The sequence below is a fragment of the Methanosarcina sp. KYL-1 genome (assembly GCF_024372725.1).
GTDB lineage: Archaea > Halobacteriota > Methanosarcinia > Methanosarcinales > Methanosarcinaceae > Methanosarcina.
Map to the genome: position 1 here is coordinate 18,622 of NZ_VOUA01000036.1, position 17,610 is coordinate 36,231.

Consider the following 17,610-nt stretch of genomic DNA (forward strand, 5'->3'; position numbering starts at 1 on the left):
TAAAAGAATGAGGAGTAAGGGGGAATGGTTTGTGGAAGGTAAAAGAAAAGGAGAAGGAAAAGGGGAAAGAAAACAGGTTCACAGCAGGAAAAGAAAAGCCGGGGAAACCGGAGAAAAAGCAAATTCCCGGATAGCGAATTCCCAGATGCAGGAAATCGGGATGCTTGACACCATCGGCCCGAGGTCCCTGGAAGTAATCGAACAGGACTGCGATGTGATGTCCGCCTGCGAGACCAGGCCCTACCCCCTGGTTGTGGACAGGGCGAAAGGCTCCGTGGTAACGGACCTGGACGGCAGGGAGTACATCGATTTCGTCGCCGGGATCGGGGTCCTGAACGCAGGCCATTCGAACCCGGCCGTAAACGCCGCAATCTCCGCCCAGCTCGAAAAAATGACGCACTGCTGTTCTGCGGACTTTTTTGCCGAACCCCCCTTAAAACTCGCCCGGAAACTCCGGGAACTTTCCGGCTACTCAAGGGTCTTTTACTGCAACAGCGGGACCGAAGCCGTGGAAGCCGCAATCAAGCTTGCCATCTGGAAAACGAAAAAGCAAAACCTGATCGCCTTTTACAACGCCTTCCACGGCCGGACCCTGGGCTCCCTTTCCCTCACCGCCTCCAAAGCCCGCCAGAAAGAGCACTTCCCCGGCATCCGCACCGTCCACACCCACTACGCCTACTGCTACCGCTGCCCCCTGAACCTTGAACACCCCGGCTGCGGGGTCGAGTGCGTAAAGCAGATCGAAAACCTGATCTTCAGGAAAGAACTCAACCCCGAAGACACCGCAGCCGTCTTCGTAGAACCCATCCAGGGCGAAGGCGGCTACATCGTCCCTCCCCCCGAGTTCCACAAGGAGCTGCGGAAAATCTGCACCGATAACGACGTCCTCCTCGCAGCCGACGAAGTCCAGGCAGGCTGTTTCCGCACCGGCCCCTTCCTTGCCATGGAAAACTTCGGGGTCAAACCCGACATCTCCTGCCTTGCAAAAGCCCTCGGCGCAGGCCTTCCCATGGGCGCAATCCTCGCCGACGCCACCCTCATGGACTGGCCCCCCGGCGTCCACTCAAACACCTTCGGAGGAAACCTCCTCGCCTCAGCCGGCTCCCTTGCAGCCCTCGAATTCATGGAAAAGGAAAAAATCGGAGACCAAGCCCGGCTCCTCGGCTCCCACATCCAGCAGCGTCTCCGTGAACTTCAGGACTCCTACCCCTGCATAGGCGACGTCCGGGGCCTCGGCCTCATGATCGGCGCCGAAATCGTCAAACCCGATAAATCCATTGACCCCGCAACCCGGAACCGCATCGTCCGGGAAGGCTACAAACAGGGCATCATGCTCCTGGGCTGCGGGGAGTCCGTGATAAGGTTCTCGCCGCCGCTGGTTATGACGGAGGAGGAGGCTGATAAGGGGCTGGAGAGGTTTGAGGAGGCGTTGAAGAGGGGAGTGAGGTGAAGGTAGGGGAAGGTAGTGAGTGAAAAGAAACGGTACTGCCGGAATAGGTGTATTTCCGTGGATTTTGTTACCGTGCGTAGCACGGGCTTTTCCAGAAAAAATGTAAATAGATAGAGAATATAAAGACTAGTGTCTAGGCAACTTAGTTATGAGACACTTTAATTATAAAATCTGTAACTATGGAGATGCTATCATATAAATTGTGTTTCAGATTTAATTTGTCGTGACACCAGAACCCTGCAGGAAGTACACCTATTATTTTCGTAGCAAATTCAACCTTTTTTTAAGCTGCATTACTCTGAAATTGAATCCTATCCTTATTTATTTTTTCTACTATGGGCACACAACGGGTTAAATTTAACTAATTATTTTTGTGGATTCCATAATTCTTGTTTTAATTTGAGTACTTTATGACCAAAAAGTAAATTTAAAAAAAAGTATTTCAGCCAGATAAAAAGTATCAGTTCTCAGGTTAATTTGGATGTTATTGAAATATTTCAACATAATACTCCATGGATATGTCAAATAATGGAGCTATAAAACATGGACGAATTGAAGAGAAAACAGAAAGTACAAAAAATACTTAAGGCTACTTATCCCAAAAAACACTTTAAATTCATAGGTTCAGGATATGAGGCAGTAATTTTTACTGACTTTGCTCACATCTATAAGGTTTTCGACACAGATCTGGCAAACATGCCTCTTCTTCTAAAACAATTAATCGGGAGATTTAAGGGCTGCCGAAGATTGTTCGACCTGGAAGAACTTCTTGATGTAGGGGGACTACCTGTCATTAAATATATTTATAAAGAATCGAAACCTTATACAGGTGGCAGGGAAGATGAAGTCATCGAGTTCTTGGTCGAATGCTGGGAAAGAGGGATTGTTCTCTGGGATGTTAAACCACTGAACTTTCAAATCTTTGAAGATGGAATCCGTCTCATAGATTATGGACGGGACATAAAACCCTTCAACTACAAAGATTTTGTTTTTATGGCTCAGAGAGCTTTCTTGATGTTGAAATATTCGGATAGAAGTAGTTTTAAACCTCTTGTCCGCGAAGCTCTTAAAAACTGGGAGGTAGAAGAGTTAGCCGGTTTTGTAGACTTTTTTAATAAGGTTTATTCTAAGATATTATGCTTTGAAAAAGAGAAACCGTGTTTACCCCCTGTAACTCTCTTTAATGATGAAATGTTATTTAAGCAAATATGGGAAACTTTACCAAAACTCCAGTATGATGAAAAAATATTGTTATATTCTTCAAAAGTAACAAGTCCATCACACATTAAAGCAGATAAAGAAAGAATAATTCATGTCACAGATATCAATCTATTTCAAGAAACTGGATTTTACGAGACAGCCATTGTAGACATCACGGGAATAGAAAGAAATTTACCTATAGTTTACAACATACTCGCAAAAGTTAAAAAAATAATTAATGATTCAAGTCATTGTGCTGTTGTTCTGAAAAATCCTTATTTTCATGGCAAAGAGGGTAAACATCCCTTAACAAATTTGCAGAGATTGATAACAAATGCAGGCTTTTTCATTGAAAAAATTGAAGATACCAAATGGCAGATAGATCCGTCTGGTGATTTCTATTCTCAGTATATGATTATCAAATCAAGGGCAAGAAAAAATCATGGAAGCAATGTTAGTTTGATGATAAAAACTTGCTACCAGGACGGACCTGCCCTGGAAAAATTGGTACACCATATTGTCCATCAACTGGAAGGTCCAGATAGATTTCTGGAGAAGATAATTGTTCTGGACCCAAAAGAGGATGATTTTCTGAGGCAGTTCGGGATGCCCGACAAAGAACTTACGCTAAAAACCTTAGATAAGTTGCTCTCCAGGGGAATTATAGACAAGTATTTCATAGCACCAACCGACCCAAACATTATCAAAGAAGTTAATCAACGATGGTTTGCCCTTCATACTGAATTAACTCACAGTGTTACAAATGTGCCTGTTTTTCCACAACTATACGCCTTCGAGCAATGCATGGGAGATTATATACTGCAGGTTGACTCCGATGCAATAATAGTCAGAAGGGACCCAGGACACAGCTTTTTAAAAGACATGAAGGCGGCTTTACAAAATAATGAAAAAGCTCTGTCCGTTTCTTTTAATATTGCACATCACCCCGATACACCTGTGAGAGAATACACTTCACCGGGAAATGGTCATTTTGTCCCAGAAGTCCGTTTTTGTCTTATCCATCGTGAAAGATTCTTTCAGCAAAGACCATATCCCAATACACTTGTCAATGGTCAACTAGAACTAACCTGGTACCGCTCAGTTGAAAAAGCGCAGGCTGAGAGGGGGCTTGTTTCACTCAGAGGAGGAGACCCCCGTACATTCTACATACATCCTCCAAATGAGTATAAGAAAGATCTCAATAAATGGTTCTTTATTATGGATAGAGCTGAATCGGGACATATCCCCGAAATCCAGTTTGAAAATGTAGATCTACAGGGCAAATTTGATGATTGGAACATACCAAAAAGAAATGAACCGTTTATCTTCATTATGTGTGCAAGAAATCTTGCTCCATCAAAATTCCTTAGATGCTGGCAGTCAGTGTTGGGGCAGACTATGGAAAACTGGGGTGCTATAATAATTGATGATGGGTCAGATAACTGCCTTCCAGAATTTATTTCTTTTCTAACAAATGGATATAAGCATAAAGTAACGTACATCCGCAATAATAAAAGAAAAGGAGTTCTTTCAAACATAAACAAAGCTATCAGAGATTTTTGCATCAATCCTTATTCGATAATAATAATTTTAGATGCAGATGACATGTTGCTTTCTAATGATGTTCTTCTGAATCTAAATAGACATTACCTGAAAGGAGCTGATATGACTGTTGGTTCTATGTTACGTATAAACAAAGGAATCATTCCCTACGTTCCGGACTTCAAGAACCCTCGAAATAAGAGGGGAGGTGACGTCTGGATGCATCTCAGAACTTTCAGGAAATATCTATTTGATCGTATAGACCTAAATGACTTTAAAAGGAATGGGCAATGGATCGACAAGTTCACAGAACTTACATACATGATACCAATATCTGAGATGGCAGCTAAACCGGTGCATATCAAATTCCCTGTATATCTATGGGAACCGCAGCATGTTAGAAACGATGAGCATTATCGGAAGAACAGGGAAACAATAGAATATATAATGGCAAAACCACGGTACTCAATAAAAAACATTAAAATGCTTGATGAAGTAAAACCTCCTGGAGAGATTTTAAAAGATATAAATAGTGAAAGACAGATTATATTTATAAGACATGCTGAAAAACAAGTAATAGAAGGAATGCCAGGAAAAAGAACTCAAAAAAATGTTGATTTAACCGAAAATGGTTTTGTTGAAAGTAATCATTGGGGCGCCAGTTTACCCGTGAAAATAGACCTGATTCTTGTAAGCCCCACTTTGCGAACGGTTCAAACAGCAGAAAATATAAGGAAAGGAAACGCATCAGACTGTGAAATAATAGTAATTAATGAATTGAGGGAAATGCCAATAATAAATTACGATGAATGGCAAGAAATCAAAAATGAAGTAGGTTGGATCCATTTAATTAAAAAGTGGATAAACAATGAAATTCCGGATTCAATCATAATGTCATATGCTCAATTCATGAATTTTATTCTCAAAGAAATTATGGAAAATATCGAAAAGAAGAATGCTGAAAAAGTCTTAGTTATCACACATGATCATATAATGTACGTTCTTTCAGCATTTTTTTTAAATTCCATCCCTCAAAAGTTAAGGTACTTGAATGGTTTTGTGATTGAAAAAAGAGATCTAAATGAAAAGTTGGAATTATCTGAAACAACGCAAATCAGGTAGTACAAATGAAGAATGGGTATGAAACATCACTTGATTTGATTGAAATAGATGTAACTTTCAAATGTAACCTGATGTGTTATAATTGTGACCGTTCTTGCAGGCAGGCTCCTGAAGAAAGACACATGAGCACCGAACAGATTGGTAAATTTCTCGAAGAAACCCAGAAAAAAAATCGTAGCTGGAAAAGGATACGTATATTGGGAGGAGAACCGTATCTTCATCCAGAAATCCACGAAATAATGAGGATGCTTGCAGAATATAAATCTGAAAATCGGGACACAGTCGTTGAAATAGTAACAAATGGATATGGTCCAGAAGTAAACAAAGCTATTAAAAATACACCTACAGACATCATAATTAAAAATACAAAAAAAGTTTCTCAATATAATAAAAAATTTGAGCCATTCAACATAGCGCCCGTGGATAAAAAGGAATACTTATCTTCTGACTACACTAAAGCATGCTGGATAACTGAGGAATGTGGAATGGGGTTAAATCCATACGGATATTATCAGTGTGGAGTAGCCGGGTCCATAGACCGTGTTTTTGGGTTTGATATCGGGCTAAAAAAAATGCCAGATGAGCAACAACAACTGACACCACTAAAAAAGAAACTTTGTGCATATTGTGGCCACTTTCTTAATCAAAAATTTATACCACCTGAAGCAAGAAAACCTTTGATTGGAGAGCCCCAAACAAGATCATGGAAGATGGCTTATTCAAATTATAAAAAACAAAAACCATCGATGACTGTGTACCTGTAATCTGATTCTTTTTTCCGAAAGTAGACCATTCAATTTTCGAGATCATCCTTCGAGATAAGTTTATCTTCAATTAAAATATGCGTTAGAGAAGTTTCCCTTAGAATCTTAAAAGCGTCTTCATATCTTGTAATCAATGGTCTACCCTTTACGTTAAATGACGTGTTTAAAAGTATAGGGCAACCACCTTTATCGTTGATTTTTTTCAGAAGACTGTATAACCAGGGATTTTGTTCCATCGAAACTGTCTGAACCCGGGCTGTGCCGTCAAGGTGTGATACGGCAGGAAAACGCTTCACTGCATCCTTTCGGAGTAAAAAAGAGAAGGACATAAACGGGGAATTAACATCTTCTCCAAGGAAAAAATTTGAATAATCAATTGGAATAACCGGAGCGAAAGGTCTGAACCATTCCCTATTTTTTATATTTTTGTTAATAAGGTCCTTAAGTGCTTTGTTTTCTGGATAAGCTATTATTGACCTGTTTCCAAGGGCTCGAGGACCAACTTCGGATCTTCCTCTCAAAATGCCTACTATTGAACCATCAAGAAGTTTGTCAGCTATTTCATCAATATCTGCGGTTTTAGCCGAATCAAGAACCTTTTTGTTTTTTTCAGACAAATTATCAATTGCCAGTAAACCTTTATAGGTTATAGGATTCTTATTGGCTGGCGGGTTATGGTACCAGAGTGCACCGGTTGATATTCCGCTGTCATTAGGATTAGGCGGAACATGAACTTGAATCCCGAATCGACTTTTAATTCTACTGTTAGTTATTACGTTTAAGGCACAACCTCCTGTTACAATAACACCATCATAACTGGATTTCCATATAAAAGATCCAATTATATCCAGAACTACTTCTTCATAGGCTTTCTGGGCAGAAGCTGCCAAATTTCTTGCAATATCCTTCTGCAGTGTTGTACCCATTTCAAGTTCGATATTGAGTTGTTTGCCCAGGAAACAAAGTGATTGCTCAGGTGACCGATAAGTGATGTAGTAATTCTTTAGAGGGCTAACCCATTCAGCTATGACCTTACCTAAAGCTGCATATCCCATCAGCTTACCTGAGAGTGAAAGATTACCGCATTTTCTGTGCTGCACCTCTCCATGAGTAATTTCTTGCATCAGGGTCGCTAAAAGTCTGTATGAAGAACCCATGTTTATAGGCTTTGTATCAATCAAGTTAACTCTTTCATTCTGAATGTCGAAAACATTCAAAGTACCATCATTTCCACCACCGTCATATGATAATATGAGAGGCGTCTTGAAATTAGAAGTGTGATAGGCGAGTGTTGCATGAGACACATGATGGTCGGTAGTCACCCACTTTTTAGCTTTTATGAGGGCTTCCAGAACAGTTTTTTGAGTTGGTGTGACCCAGCTGGTGACTGCTAAATCAAATTCATCAAAGCCTGTATAATCATACGTGTACTCAAGAACCTCTTTCCATTGTTTCTCAAAAATTAAGGGATTATAAGAACTTTCAAAATACCTTTCATCATACCATCTCTCAAGTTCGAGAATCAGTTTTATTTCATTTTTATAAGAAATTGTAAGATTAGAATCATGTTTGGTATGGATGGATATGAATTTCAAAAAATCACCATAACATATTTACAATAATGTTCACTCAACCAAGAAGTTTGAGGGCTAATTAACAAACTACATATTTCAACTTTTTAACACGAAGTTGAATATTTCAATTAAAAAATAAATTTGTTGATCTTTATTGTTTGTTATATTCAGGTTCAGTACCAGTAATTTCTTTAAATTCAGCTAGTGCTTCATATTCCAAACAAGCAATTTTCCCCATAATTCTCAAATCTTCAGGGGTTCTTTTATTTCTTTTAACCTCACAAGCAACCGCTTTTGCACAAACGAAAAGTTTCTTATTCCAATCATCGTAGGGACCAAGTTTACTACGAATAGTTCTACCCCCATTATGGCCTTCTTTTCCTTTAATTGTATTATCCAATTGCTTCCATCTCCCACAGAGCCCCTTCCTGGAATTAGTCATACCAATGTAAACTACATCTTTATAATCTACCTTTAAACCATGAAGATTTTTATCTGTAATAGAGATCATATAGATTCCAGGATAGTGTTTTAATTCAAAATCGCCTCTTTCTTCCCAAAGTATCCATTTTGAAAAATCAATCATAAACTTAAATTCAAGAATCTTATATATAGTATTTAGTACTTTTCTAAGAATCATCCAATCAAAAAACATTTCTGTGTTAATATAATTAAAGGATGTTGTAGACAGATTATAATTAATAGGTGAGATATTTGCATTTAAACCCTGAAAATCCTATCCTTATAACAGGTGGAGACGGATTCATAGGAAGAAATTTAGTTCAAAGACTTATTCAACAAAATTACACTATAACTGTTATAGATAATCACGTAACAAGTTATCCATATAAGATAGGTAATCCTAATTTCAGAAGAATTACTGCTGACATCTCAGAAATCGAAATTGATTCCATTCCTGAAGTATCCGGGATTATACACTTAGCATCGGTTGCTGCACCTCAGTTGTACAAGAAAGACCCTTCATTAGTCCTGAAACCAAACACAATTGGCACAGCAAAATTAATTGAAATTGCAAAAAGAGATGGGGTTAGAATCCTTTTTGCCTCAACAAGTGAAGTATACGGAAATGTCCGCTGGGATAAAACAGATGAAAAGGGCATCGAAGAAGAAAATAATGCAATAGTAAAGCTGTTATCCAAAAGGAGTTGTTATTCGGCAGCAAAGAGATTTGGCGAAGAATTAATTTTGAATTTTAAAAAAAATGGGGGAGACGCTACGAATTTCCGACTGTTTAATGTTTATGGTCCTGACATGGATACAAAAAATATTGGTTATGGAAGAGTAATACCAAACTTTATCCATAAAATGTCTTGTGGAGAACCTATTGAAATATTTGGAGACGGCACACAGGTTCGAAGCTTCTTGTGGATAGATGAAGCTGTGGAGGCTATCTTATCATTATATTTTTATGAGGGGGACCTTCCCGACGCAGTAAACATAGGAAATGATGAACCTATAACCATAAAAAATTTGGCTGAAAAGATATCTAAGGTGTTGGATCTGAACTACAGAGTGAAATATCTGGAAATGGAAGAAGATGATCCCTTATGGAGAAGACCCTGCGTAGAAAAAATTAAAAGCTTAACAGGTTGGGAACCTAAAATCGGTTTAGATGAGGGATTAAGAATTATAGCAAATAGTAAATTGTGATGTGCTATGGGTATATCAATTGTAATTCGCTGTAAAGATGATGAAAGGGTATTTCGATGTATTGACAGCATCGATGAAAAAGCTGAAATCATTGTGGTATTAAATCACAATCCAGATTTGCAAAAGAGGCTTGAGCAAAAAGGCATAATTTGCTGTATATCCCCACCGAGCAATTTGTCTATCGTATCAAATATCGGCTTTTTCGCCTCCACTACAGGCAAAGTTATTATTACAGATTCTGACACGGTATTTCTCACGGGATGCATAAATAAGATAAATAAAGCCCTTGATAACCATAAAGTTGCAAGAGCCAGGCTCACATTCGATGTAAATAATGAGCTCCCTTTTTCAAAGGTAGTGGCTGAAGCTCGGGATTATGTCAATTCACTTCCTCTCGTCTACACGCCTGGAATTGGCGTTAGGAAGGACCTTGTAAGGGATATAGGGAATTTCCTGTTCAATGAGAATGTTCCTTTTGCAGTTGATGCAGATCTTGATTACAGGATAAAAAAAGCAGGAATTGATGTTTTATTTCTGCAGGATGCTCTGATTCAACATTCTGCCGAAGGGATTAAGCACGACATTAAAGCTGCATTGAGAATAGGAAGTGGATGCAGAGTAAGTGCAGAAACTCTTAGCCGAATCTTTAACGGCAGTAATCCAGACATGATAGGAAAACATTTAAAAGGTGTGAAATTTAGTCATTTTCCAGACTTAATACGAAAAAAGGGAATTGTAGTATTTTTGTATCAGATCATATGGGACATCCACTTTTATATAGGATATAATTCCCAAAGGGTTTGCTCTTTGAAAAAAGGATAAGAATAAGCATTGAAGGAACTATTAATTATAGCAACCCGAGTTGTTCAAGCCTCAAAAGATCGATATTCTCCACATCACTGTGCTCCAATGATTTCCGGATGCTTGCAGCGAGCTGATCTCTGAAACCAGGATTGTTTTTTAGATAATCGGGAACTGTTGCTTTGTCATAACCAAAGTTGATCTTATCAAAACCAATTTCCCTATAAGTTTTCAAAAATAATGGGATTTCGTGTAGAGCAAATGTTGTAAGTGTCATTCTTCCGTAAACAGTAAGCTCTGTTCCATTTTCTTCCCTGGCTCTGACAAGCCTTTGAATATTCGAAAGAACTTTCTCCCAACTTGACCCTCTATTGACCTTCTCATGTGTAGCCTTGGTAGCGGCATTTATCGAAATACTTACCACATTGGCATCAAGGGATAACTTCTCAGCCATTGAATCAGCAATAAGGAGACCGTTTGTCAAAACAGTGTACTTTTTTTCTTGAGTTGCAAGATAATCCATATAGCTAAGACACTGTGAAATATAAAGCGTTTCTCCACCCTGTATCACTATTTCTTCAAAAGGGGTTACGTCAATATTTCGAATCAATACTTCCGGATCAAGCATTTGTTGATTTTGCATGTATCTTTTTGGCTGCTTGCACATAATACATGCAATGTTGCATTTTTCTCCAAAATTAAGGTGAAGGCGACGCATTGTAGAATAATCACATAAAGGACTGATAAGCTCAAGGTTTTGAGGTACTACAGTTTTTTTGATAAGATTGCAGTTAGGATAGCAGTGAAGCTGACCTTGCAAAGAATACTTTCTACACTTTACAATATTTTCATTATTGGCTAAATCTGCAAGTTTCGAGGAGTAAATATTACCAATAATCAGAGGCTGTATATGGCAGCAGCTAAAGACATTACCTTTATTGTCAATTGTAAACCCATCCCACAACTGCGGACAATATGTAGAATCAGACATCAGTTAAAACCTCTATAGCAAACAATTTTTTGGCTCTCTCGGTAAACTTCTCTTTCTGCTCAGGGTTCATTCTTGCGCTGTATTTAGAATAAAAATTGCAAATTCCTTGCTTTTTTCTTTCTGACCCCGGGTATGAGAGCCGATCTACTCTTAAAAATGCATCATGATGTACCAGGTGATTTCTGAGAATTGCGTATTTTGTTCCACGATCAAGCAATCTGATACACACATCCCTATCTGTAGTGCTGGGCAAGTTCTCATCAAATCCCCCAATTGCAACTAACTCCGAAAGGCGAAGAAATAGATTAGAGCCTTGAATATTCGGGTTTGTGATAAAAAAAGTTTCAGCAAAAATAACATCTGGGATTGGTTGAGTTTCTCCCTGGGGATATGATTCATCATGCCTGATGAGCCCTGATATTGTCCAATCAGAATTTGTCTCCAGGGCATATTTGATGTTATTCTGGAGATATTGCCTATCCCACCAATCATCATCATCCAAAAAAGCTATATAAGTGTTATCCAGATCAATATTTAATAAAGAAAAATAATCCAATGCTGTATTTACGGCACCTGATAGGTTTTTTGTTTTGATGTTTGTGATATGATCTATGTTCAGTTTTTTCCCCAGATCGCTCAAAAAATCATGAATAACCTTTATCGAAGAGTCACTCTCTTCGGACACTATTATGACCTTATCCGGCAGCCTTGTCTGGGACTCAACTGATTTTAATGCTCTCTTCAGTTTTTCTGGGCGATTATTTGTTGGAATAATTACAATTATTTTTGATTCAGGGAATTTACTTGGATAAGGAGGCACATTTTTATTTACAGCTTCCACAGCTTCCAGCAGGATTGGGTTATCAGCAACACATATTAATTCATGTGTATCCTTTGGAACACATTTTCCTTCATATGGACCAAGACCTGGAGTAAGGTGGTCAGTTGACATTACTCTTCTGTCTGCCCATATAATACTCATAACATCTATCGGATTAACCTCAAATTGCTGACAGATCTTTTCAATTTCATTCGTGAAACTCACTTTAGTAGCTATAAATGCATTATGAGCCAGCTTCCCAAGTTCAGCACTTCTGTAATTCATAATTAAAGTTTTGGCTCCCTTCACCCAACTAAAAAATGACAAAACTTCATTTATATCATCCCTTTCACCACTTAAGACAATTCTGTCAGGTTCTGCAAACCATGTGAAAGAGCTTTTTTCTCTAAGAAACTCGGGCATATAAATTAGCCGTAAACCTGGAAATTTTTTTTTCATTTTTTCCATAAATCCAATCGAGACAGTACTTTTGATCACCACACAACCGTTGTACTTTACCGAATCTAATCTGTTTAATACCTCAGATACATTACCGCAGTCTAATTCACCATTAGCACTAATAGGCGTCGAAACACAAATGAAAATTATATCAGCAGCCAGTACTGCATCCCAGTCATAGTCCCCTACAATATCATATCCTACACAATGATAGAATCGGCTTATTCCGTGTATCACAGCCCATCCAACTGAGCCCAATCCGATAACTCCAACGGTTTTCATATTACCACTTTTTAAAGAAAAACTACTTAAAACATAAATTCTTGAATAGTCTAATATCAACGTAAAAACAGAGATGACTGTAATTATCTTCCTATTTGGATATTTCGGAATTTTATGCAGTTATTTACCCACTAATATAGAAGAATATGCAAAGCTTTAACTTACAGAATCAGATTTAAAATGTCAAGTGATGTATCCTAAGATAGCAGGAAAAATATGATTTTGATAAGGTATATCTTACTCTCGGCAGGTCGACATTTAAATTCTAATAATTTTGATGATTGCGATTTTGAAATGATGCTCTATAATTATGTGTAGTTTTTCGGTTTACATATGTCTAATTATTAAGCTCTCATACTAAACTTTAATGAAAAAATGATTTAGTGTTTATATATGTCTTGGGAGTTGAGCCACAGGTTAACTATCTTTAAACCTAATATATAGTTAGCTAATGTTCAAAAACGGCATCAAGAAAAATATTCTAATTTCTTATGTCGACCTGCCGAACGTAGGGTATATACTAAAGTCAGCCATTTAGTTCTCCGAACCACTTCCCCTATATGTTACCCTCCTCTTAGAATATCTCCCCCTATACCCGCAAATAATGAAAATACAATCCACCTTCGTGAAGTGTTCGCATTTCCTGCACTCCGTAAACCTTACGCTTTTTCCGTCTCTCGGACAATTTTCGATCCATCCCTTAAGCAATGGAAAAACCCCTTGATCATCTTATTTTAGCAATCCACCAATCCTCTTTAAAAACCCCACCCCCCTTTCCGCCTCCTTCTCAATAACCGCCACATACACCGAATCACCCGAATCAATGAACTTTCTAACCCTCCACCCGCTCCCCTTCAATATCTCTTTCATTTCGCCCTTCGACACATACAGGTAATCAAACCACGGAGTCACGTAACCCCCGTACCTCACGTGGATCCTCAACTGCCCGGGCATCCTGCCTCGTTTTTTATTGGATTCCAGGTATTGCAGGTAAGAAGGATCAATCGAGTTGTACGGGTCGGTGCTCTCGGCAATTATCCTCGCATTGTCCTCCGTAATTTGATGGAACTTTTCAAGCAGCAGCTTTGCCCTTTCAAAGCTCCCGAAAAGCCCGAAGTAGTTTTCCGGCATGAGAATGGTCCCGAATCCTCCAATCAGCACTAAAAACCAAAAAAGAAACCGTTTTAACCGTCAATTGCGTATGAACTTATGGTGACGGGCAGTGATCGACCAGGAGAAAATTCACAACCAGAGTCTTAGCAGCGATCCGAAAGAACGCATTAAGGCGCTGGAACAGCTAAAATTCAATTTTTCGGCCCTGCCCGATAAGGAAAAAGCCTGGGAAGACCTGCACAGGCTCACTTCGGACGAAGACCGGGATGTCAGGTGGGATTCGGCCGGGACCCTTATTTCTGCTTTTTATAACCTGCCGGACAGGGTAGAGGCCTGGAAAGCCCTGATAAAACTGGCAGCTGATGAAGACAATTATGTTAGACAGAGGGCAGCAGGGGGCTTTGTCTCTGCATTATCCCGGGTTCCGGATAAAGCACAGGTATGGGAAGACCTGCACAGGCTGGTAAACGAAGGCTTTGACCCTTTCGTGAGATGGCGGGCAGCCGATGCCCTCGGCTCTGTGTTTCCTGATGTCCCGGACAAAGAAAAAGCAGGAGACGACCTGCACAGGCTCAGCACCGATGAAGCCCGGAACATGAGAAGGTGGGCAGCCGGGACCCTTGGCTCTGCTTTTCCTCACGTGCCGGATAAAGCACAGGCATTTAACGACCTGCACAGGCTCACCGGGGAGAAAAACTGGGATGTTAAACGGAGGGCAAATGATGCCCTTTGCTCTGCCTTTTCCCACGTACCTGAAAAAACACAGGCCTGGAAGGACCTGCTCAAACTGGTCGCAGATGAAGACAGGTACGTTAGAATGAGTGCAGTCGATTCCCTCTGCTCCGTATTTTCCCACGTACCTGACAAAGAACAGGCCTGGAATGACCTGATAAAACTGGCTGCGGATGAGGACAGGTACGTGAGGATGAGTGCAGCCAGCGCTCTCTGCTCTGCTTTACCCCATGTGCCGGATAAAGAACAGGCATGGGATGACCTGGTTAAACTGACCAGGGACGAAGACATTTGAATGAGAGGCTGCACAAATTGCTCTTCTGGACAGGGTCCATATTTTTCTCTCTTCTCCTTCCTTCTTCTCTCTTCTTCTCCCTTTTCCCCTACCAAAATTCTGTATGAGTGCTGTATGAGTGCTGCCAGCGGTATCGGGCTTAACTTCAGAATCAACCCATAAATGTATAAAAAAAATAACAATGATCTCGGATGACAATTATATCACAACAAAAAGATTAAATAAATGAAAGCTAATTAATACAGTGTGTTTGAAAATATTGTGGAAGTATTAGGGGCAGAAATATGGGAAATATTGGGAAGAATTGCCGGCGTAGGATTGGTATTATTCGTAATGGTGGGTCTGGCTATCATTGTTGTTCTCTTTCCAATATTCTGGCGTAAATTCTTTTACGGGCAATAAGGCTCAAAATTAGACTCAAATTTTTCATCCCCGTTTTTGGCTCTTTAATTCTCCCGTTTCTGAGAATACGGTTTATTGTCTATTTTTACTGTTTTTTTACGGCCTACTTTTACTGTTAATTTAGCTTTTTCTTGATCAGGAGGGGCCACCGGGTGAAATAAAAAAGCACTTCAAATACCAGGAAACCGGAGAAAAGACCCGATGAGAAGAAAGAAATCCGGGCAGCCGGAATAGGAATCTCGAACCGTTTTTGTCACCGTGCGCAGCACGGGCTTTTTCAAAGAAAGAATAAAAGTCAGCAGAAGTAAAATTTACCCGGACAGTTGAGACTCCTAAGGAAATTAAGCAATCAAACCGGTAAAGAAGCACAGGCGATTAAAATAGTAACGGCAGCATTACATCTAATTTCAGATCTGAAAAACTTCCCTGCCTACCCGGTCCCCTATCTCCTGAAATCACGCTTTTCTAAAAGAGTAAAAAAGTGGCTCTTCGCTGTTTCAAAAATGAAAGGAAAGAGCTAATGAGCTGCTTCATTACACCACGACCTTTTATTTCAAAACAGGAAATAGCCGCGCTAAAGCGCGGAACAAAAAAGGTAAAATATGGTATTAACGGCTGCCCTGTATAGTTCTTTTAGCTTACCTTGCTAACCTTGCTAATCTTGCCAACCTTACTAATCTTGCTAACCTTACTTCCTTTCCTTTTCAGCATTCTTCAGCTTCTCTTCGGTGCTGCTGAGGCTCATCAACTTGCTCTCGACAGGCCCCATTGGAAGGTCGGCGCTGGCGCTGAAAGTCCCGAATTTGTCGCCCCTGAGGGTCCTTCCGGGAAGGTCGGGCCTGACCTCAAGCCCTTTTCCGGCAGGAAATTCGAGGTCTTCGGTTTTGAGTTCCGAAAGGGCGCCGAAACGGTTGCCGGAAACTAAACCCTGGCTGCATTCCGAAACAAGCCTCGGGCGGGTCTCGGGGCTCAGGCGGGGCTGGCCTGCGGGAGAAAGGCCCAGGTCCCGGTCAGGAGAGAGACGCCTGTTGAATTCGGGCAGGACGCCGTTGAACTGGTCAAGGGCGGGCCTTGAAAAAGTAGCGGACTCATAAGTAGGAGTGCTCAGCCCGGCAGGTGCTTTTTCACGGGCGGCGCGGTCAGAAAGGTGAGAAGGTGAAACGGAATCTTCGGATTTGCTGCTATTCATACCAGTTAGGATTGTCCCGAAGGTATATCAATTATACGCGGGGTTTCACCAGCTAATTTTTATTAAGAGTTAAATTTATAGTTCCCATTGTTGTGTCTTAATATCAGTACCAGGTTGTAAAATTATTTATTTTGCGTAATGATGCTACATTACTTTTATCACTGGATTTTGGAACTGAGTCAAGGATTGGAGATGAAAATAAATGGAACAGTTTTTAATAACCCCGGCGGCAGGAAAAAGATTAATAGCAAAAGCTCTGGTAAAGCATCCAGCAGTAAATGAATCTCTTGCATCTGGAACCATTGTTATAATTGCTGGAACTACAAATGGTTACGTGGCTGAAGAAATATTGTCTTCTATAGGTCAAGCAGAAAATTTTTCAAGAAAAAGGTTCTTCAGGGGTATTGTACTTCCTCCTGGCAGTTCTGTAACCAGTTCCGGGCGTATTAAAGATGAAACTGGTTTTCCAGGAGATGTAGTAATTAAGGATGGTATCTGGAAGCAGGGAGAAACTATTTTTGACGTTGTGGATGATTTGAAGGAAGGAGACGTGATTTTAAAGGGTGTTAATGCATTGAACCTTCCAAAAGGACAGGCAGGCATTTACATTGGAGATCCACATGGCGGAACTGCTGCTGCATCGATTCAGGCAGTTGTAGGCCGACGTGTCAGACTGATACTTCCTGCAGGACTTGAAAAACGTGTTTACGCTGATTTAAATGAATTAGCAAGGAAAGTAAATGCTCCTGGTTCTCATGGGTCTCGTTTATTACCTGTAGCTGGTGAAATTGTCACTGAAATCGAAGCAATTTCACTTCTTACTGGTGCCAGTGCAGAACAAGTTGCAGGTGGTGGAGTAAGTGGAGCTGAGGGCGCTATCTGGCTTGCAGTAGATGGAAACGATGAACAGATTGAATCTACAAAGAAATTGTTAAATTCTATTATTAGAGAGCCTAATTTTGAGTTTTAACTTGAAACAAAATCATTGTTCATCGCTTAAGAATTGATTTCCTTCCTCTCTTACTCTTTTTTTGGATCCAAATCCTTCATTTCTTATTCAAACCATTCATGTCTATCTTTCTCTATTTACATGTGGATCCAATGCTTGACTTTCGTATACATTCATCACTGTTTCAAAAGTTCTTTCAATTCCACATCTATGTAGAATCCCTGTCAATAAATTTGATGCATTTTCAGCAAATA

The 17,610-nt window shown here is 40.0% G+C and carries 14 protein-coding genes and 1 pseudogene; 8 read left to right on the top strand and 7 right to left on the bottom strand.

Features of this window, described 5'->3' with window-relative positions; genetic code table 11:
- Nucleotides 1-31 precede the first annotated feature (31 nt).
- The 3 genes from FTO70_RS16430 (at nucleotide 32) to FTO70_RS16440 (ending at nucleotide 6,078) form a co-directional block, all read left to right on the top strand.
- Nucleotides 32-1,450 (top strand): aminotransferase class III-fold pyridoxal phosphate-dependent enzyme, encoded by a 1,419-nt coding sequence (locus FTO70_RS16430; RefSeq protein ID WP_255336856.1) that lies wholly within the window; start codon nucleotides 32-34, stop codon nucleotides 1,448-1,450.
- Between the two features lie 543 nt (nucleotides 1,451-1,993).
- Nucleotides 1,994-5,314: a glycosyltransferase gene (locus tag FTO70_RS16435; RefSeq protein ID WP_255336857.1), complete on the top strand. Its 3,321-nt coding sequence runs from the start codon at nucleotides 1,994-1,996 to the stop codon at nucleotides 5,312-5,314.
- Between the two features lie 5 nt (nucleotides 5,315-5,319).
- Entirely contained in the window at nucleotides 5,320-6,078 is a 759-nt protein-coding gene (locus FTO70_RS16440; protein WP_255336858.1) for a radical SAM protein, read from the top strand.
- 29 nt (nucleotides 6,079-6,107) lie between these two features.
- Here the strand turns inward: FTO70_RS16440 and FTO70_RS16445 are convergent, their stop codons facing one another.
- Nucleotides 6,108-7,673, bottom strand: coding sequence for a carbamoyltransferase C-terminal domain-containing protein (locus FTO70_RS16445; RefSeq protein WP_255336859.1), 1,566 nt, complete (start codon nucleotides 7,671-7,673; stop codon nucleotides 6,108-6,110).
- A 130-nt stretch (nucleotides 7,674-7,803) separates the two neighbouring features.
- Entirely contained in the window at nucleotides 7,804-8,238 is a 435-nt protein-coding gene (locus tag FTO70_RS16450; RefSeq protein WP_255336860.1) for a hypothetical protein, read from the bottom strand.
- 128 nt (nucleotides 8,239-8,366) lie between these two features.
- On the opposite strand from FTO70_RS16450, the gene FTO70_RS16455 reads away from it, so the two are divergent.
- The gene (locus FTO70_RS16455; RefSeq protein ID WP_255336861.1) at nucleotides 8,367-9,323 is read left to right on the top strand and encodes an NAD-dependent epimerase/dehydratase family protein; all 957 of its coding nucleotides are present in this window, start codon (nucleotides 8,367-8,369) and stop codon (nucleotides 9,321-9,323) included.
- Between the two features lie 6 nt (nucleotides 9,324-9,329).
- Complete coding sequence (locus FTO70_RS16460; RefSeq protein WP_255336862.1) at nucleotides 9,330-10,145, top strand: glycosyltransferase family 2 protein; 816 nt, start codon at nucleotides 9,330-9,332, stop codon at nucleotides 10,143-10,145.
- A 25-nt stretch (nucleotides 10,146-10,170) separates the two neighbouring features.
- On the opposite strand, the gene FTO70_RS16465 is transcribed toward FTO70_RS16460, so the two are convergent.
- From FTO70_RS16465 to FTO70_RS16475, 3 genes are all read right to left on the bottom strand, one after another.
- Nucleotides 10,171-11,115, bottom strand: a complete 945-nt coding sequence (locus FTO70_RS16465; RefSeq protein WP_255336863.1) for a radical SAM/SPASM domain-containing protein — start codon at nucleotides 11,113-11,115, stop codon at nucleotides 10,171-10,173.
- Complete coding sequence (locus FTO70_RS16470; protein WP_255336864.1) at nucleotides 11,108-12,736, bottom strand: glycosyltransferase; 1,629 nt, start codon at nucleotides 12,734-12,736, stop codon at nucleotides 11,108-11,110. Before FTO70_RS16470 ends, FTO70_RS16465 begins: the two co-directional genes overlap by 8 nt.
- Nucleotides 12,737-13,405: 669 nt before the next feature.
- Complete coding sequence (locus FTO70_RS16475) at nucleotides 13,406-13,807, bottom strand: hypothetical protein (RefSeq protein WP_255336865.1); 402 nt, start codon at nucleotides 13,805-13,807, stop codon at nucleotides 13,406-13,408.
- 91 nt (nucleotides 13,808-13,898) lie between these two features.
- On the opposite strand from FTO70_RS16475, the gene FTO70_RS18085 reads away from it, so the two are divergent.
- Together FTO70_RS18085 and FTO70_RS16485 are read left to right on the top strand one after the other, a co-directional pair.
- Complete coding sequence (locus FTO70_RS18085; protein ID WP_255336866.1) at nucleotides 13,899-14,816, top strand: HEAT repeat domain-containing protein; 918 nt, start codon at nucleotides 13,899-13,901, stop codon at nucleotides 14,814-14,816.
- A 246-nt stretch (nucleotides 14,817-15,062) separates the two neighbouring features.
- Nucleotides 15,063-15,218 carry a hypothetical protein gene (locus FTO70_RS16485; RefSeq protein WP_255336867.1) on the top strand — a complete coding sequence of 52 codons (156 nt, stop codon included), beginning with the start codon at nucleotides 15,063-15,065 and terminating at the stop codon, nucleotides 15,216-15,218.
- A 688-nt stretch (nucleotides 15,219-15,906) separates the two neighbouring features.
- Here the strand turns inward: FTO70_RS16485 and FTO70_RS16490 are convergent.
- The gene (locus tag FTO70_RS16490; RefSeq protein ID WP_255336868.1) at nucleotides 15,907-16,407 is read right to left on the bottom strand and encodes a hypothetical protein; all 501 of its coding nucleotides are present in this window, start codon (nucleotides 16,405-16,407) and stop codon (nucleotides 15,907-15,909) included.
- A 202-nt stretch (nucleotides 16,408-16,609) separates the two neighbouring features.
- On the opposite strand from FTO70_RS16490, the gene FTO70_RS16495 reads away from it, so the two are divergent.
- The gene (locus FTO70_RS16495) at nucleotides 16,610-17,377 is read left to right on the top strand and encodes a hypothetical protein (protein WP_255336869.1); all 768 of its coding nucleotides are present in this window, start codon (nucleotides 16,610-16,612) and stop codon (nucleotides 17,375-17,377) included.
- A gap of 83 nt (nucleotides 17,378-17,460) precedes the next feature.
- Here FTO70_RS16495 and FTO70_RS16500 read toward each other — a convergent pair.
- Nucleotides 17,461-17,610 (bottom strand): annotated as a pseudogene (locus FTO70_RS16500) (IS4 family transposase); the annotation flags it as partial.

What these genes read in the sequence shown, in the direction of transcription:
- FTO70_RS16435 (WP_255336857.1), top strand. Translation starts at nt 1,994, where the DNA reads ATGGACGAATTGAAGAGAAAACAGAAAGTACAAAAAATACTTAAGGCT.
- FTO70_RS16440 (WP_255336858.1), top strand. Translation starts at nt 5,320, where the DNA reads ATGAAGAATGGGTATGAAACATCACTTGATTTGATTGAAATAGATGTA.
- FTO70_RS16450 (WP_255336860.1), bottom strand. Translation starts at nt 8,238, where the DNA reads ATGATTGATTTTTCAAAATGGATACTTTGGGAAGAAAGAGGCGATTTT.
- FTO70_RS16460 (WP_255336862.1), top strand. Translation starts at nt 9,330, where the DNA reads ATGGGTATATCAATTGTAATTCGCTGTAAAGATGATGAAAGGGTATTT.
- FTO70_RS16465 (WP_255336863.1), bottom strand. Translation starts at nt 11,115, where the DNA reads ATGTCTGATTCTACATATTGTCCGCAGTTGTGGGATGGGTTTACAATT.
- FTO70_RS16475 (WP_255336865.1), bottom strand. Translation starts at nt 13,807, where the DNA reads ATGCCGGAAAACTACTTCGGGCTTTTCGGGAGCTTTGAAAGGGCAAAG.
- FTO70_RS16490 (WP_255336868.1), bottom strand. Translation starts at nt 16,407, where the DNA reads ATGAATAGCAGCAAATCCGAAGATTCCGTTTCACCTTCTCACCTTTCT.
- FTO70_RS16495 (WP_255336869.1), top strand. Translation starts at nt 16,610, where the DNA reads ATGGAACAGTTTTTAATAACCCCGGCGGCAGGAAAAAGATTAATAGCA.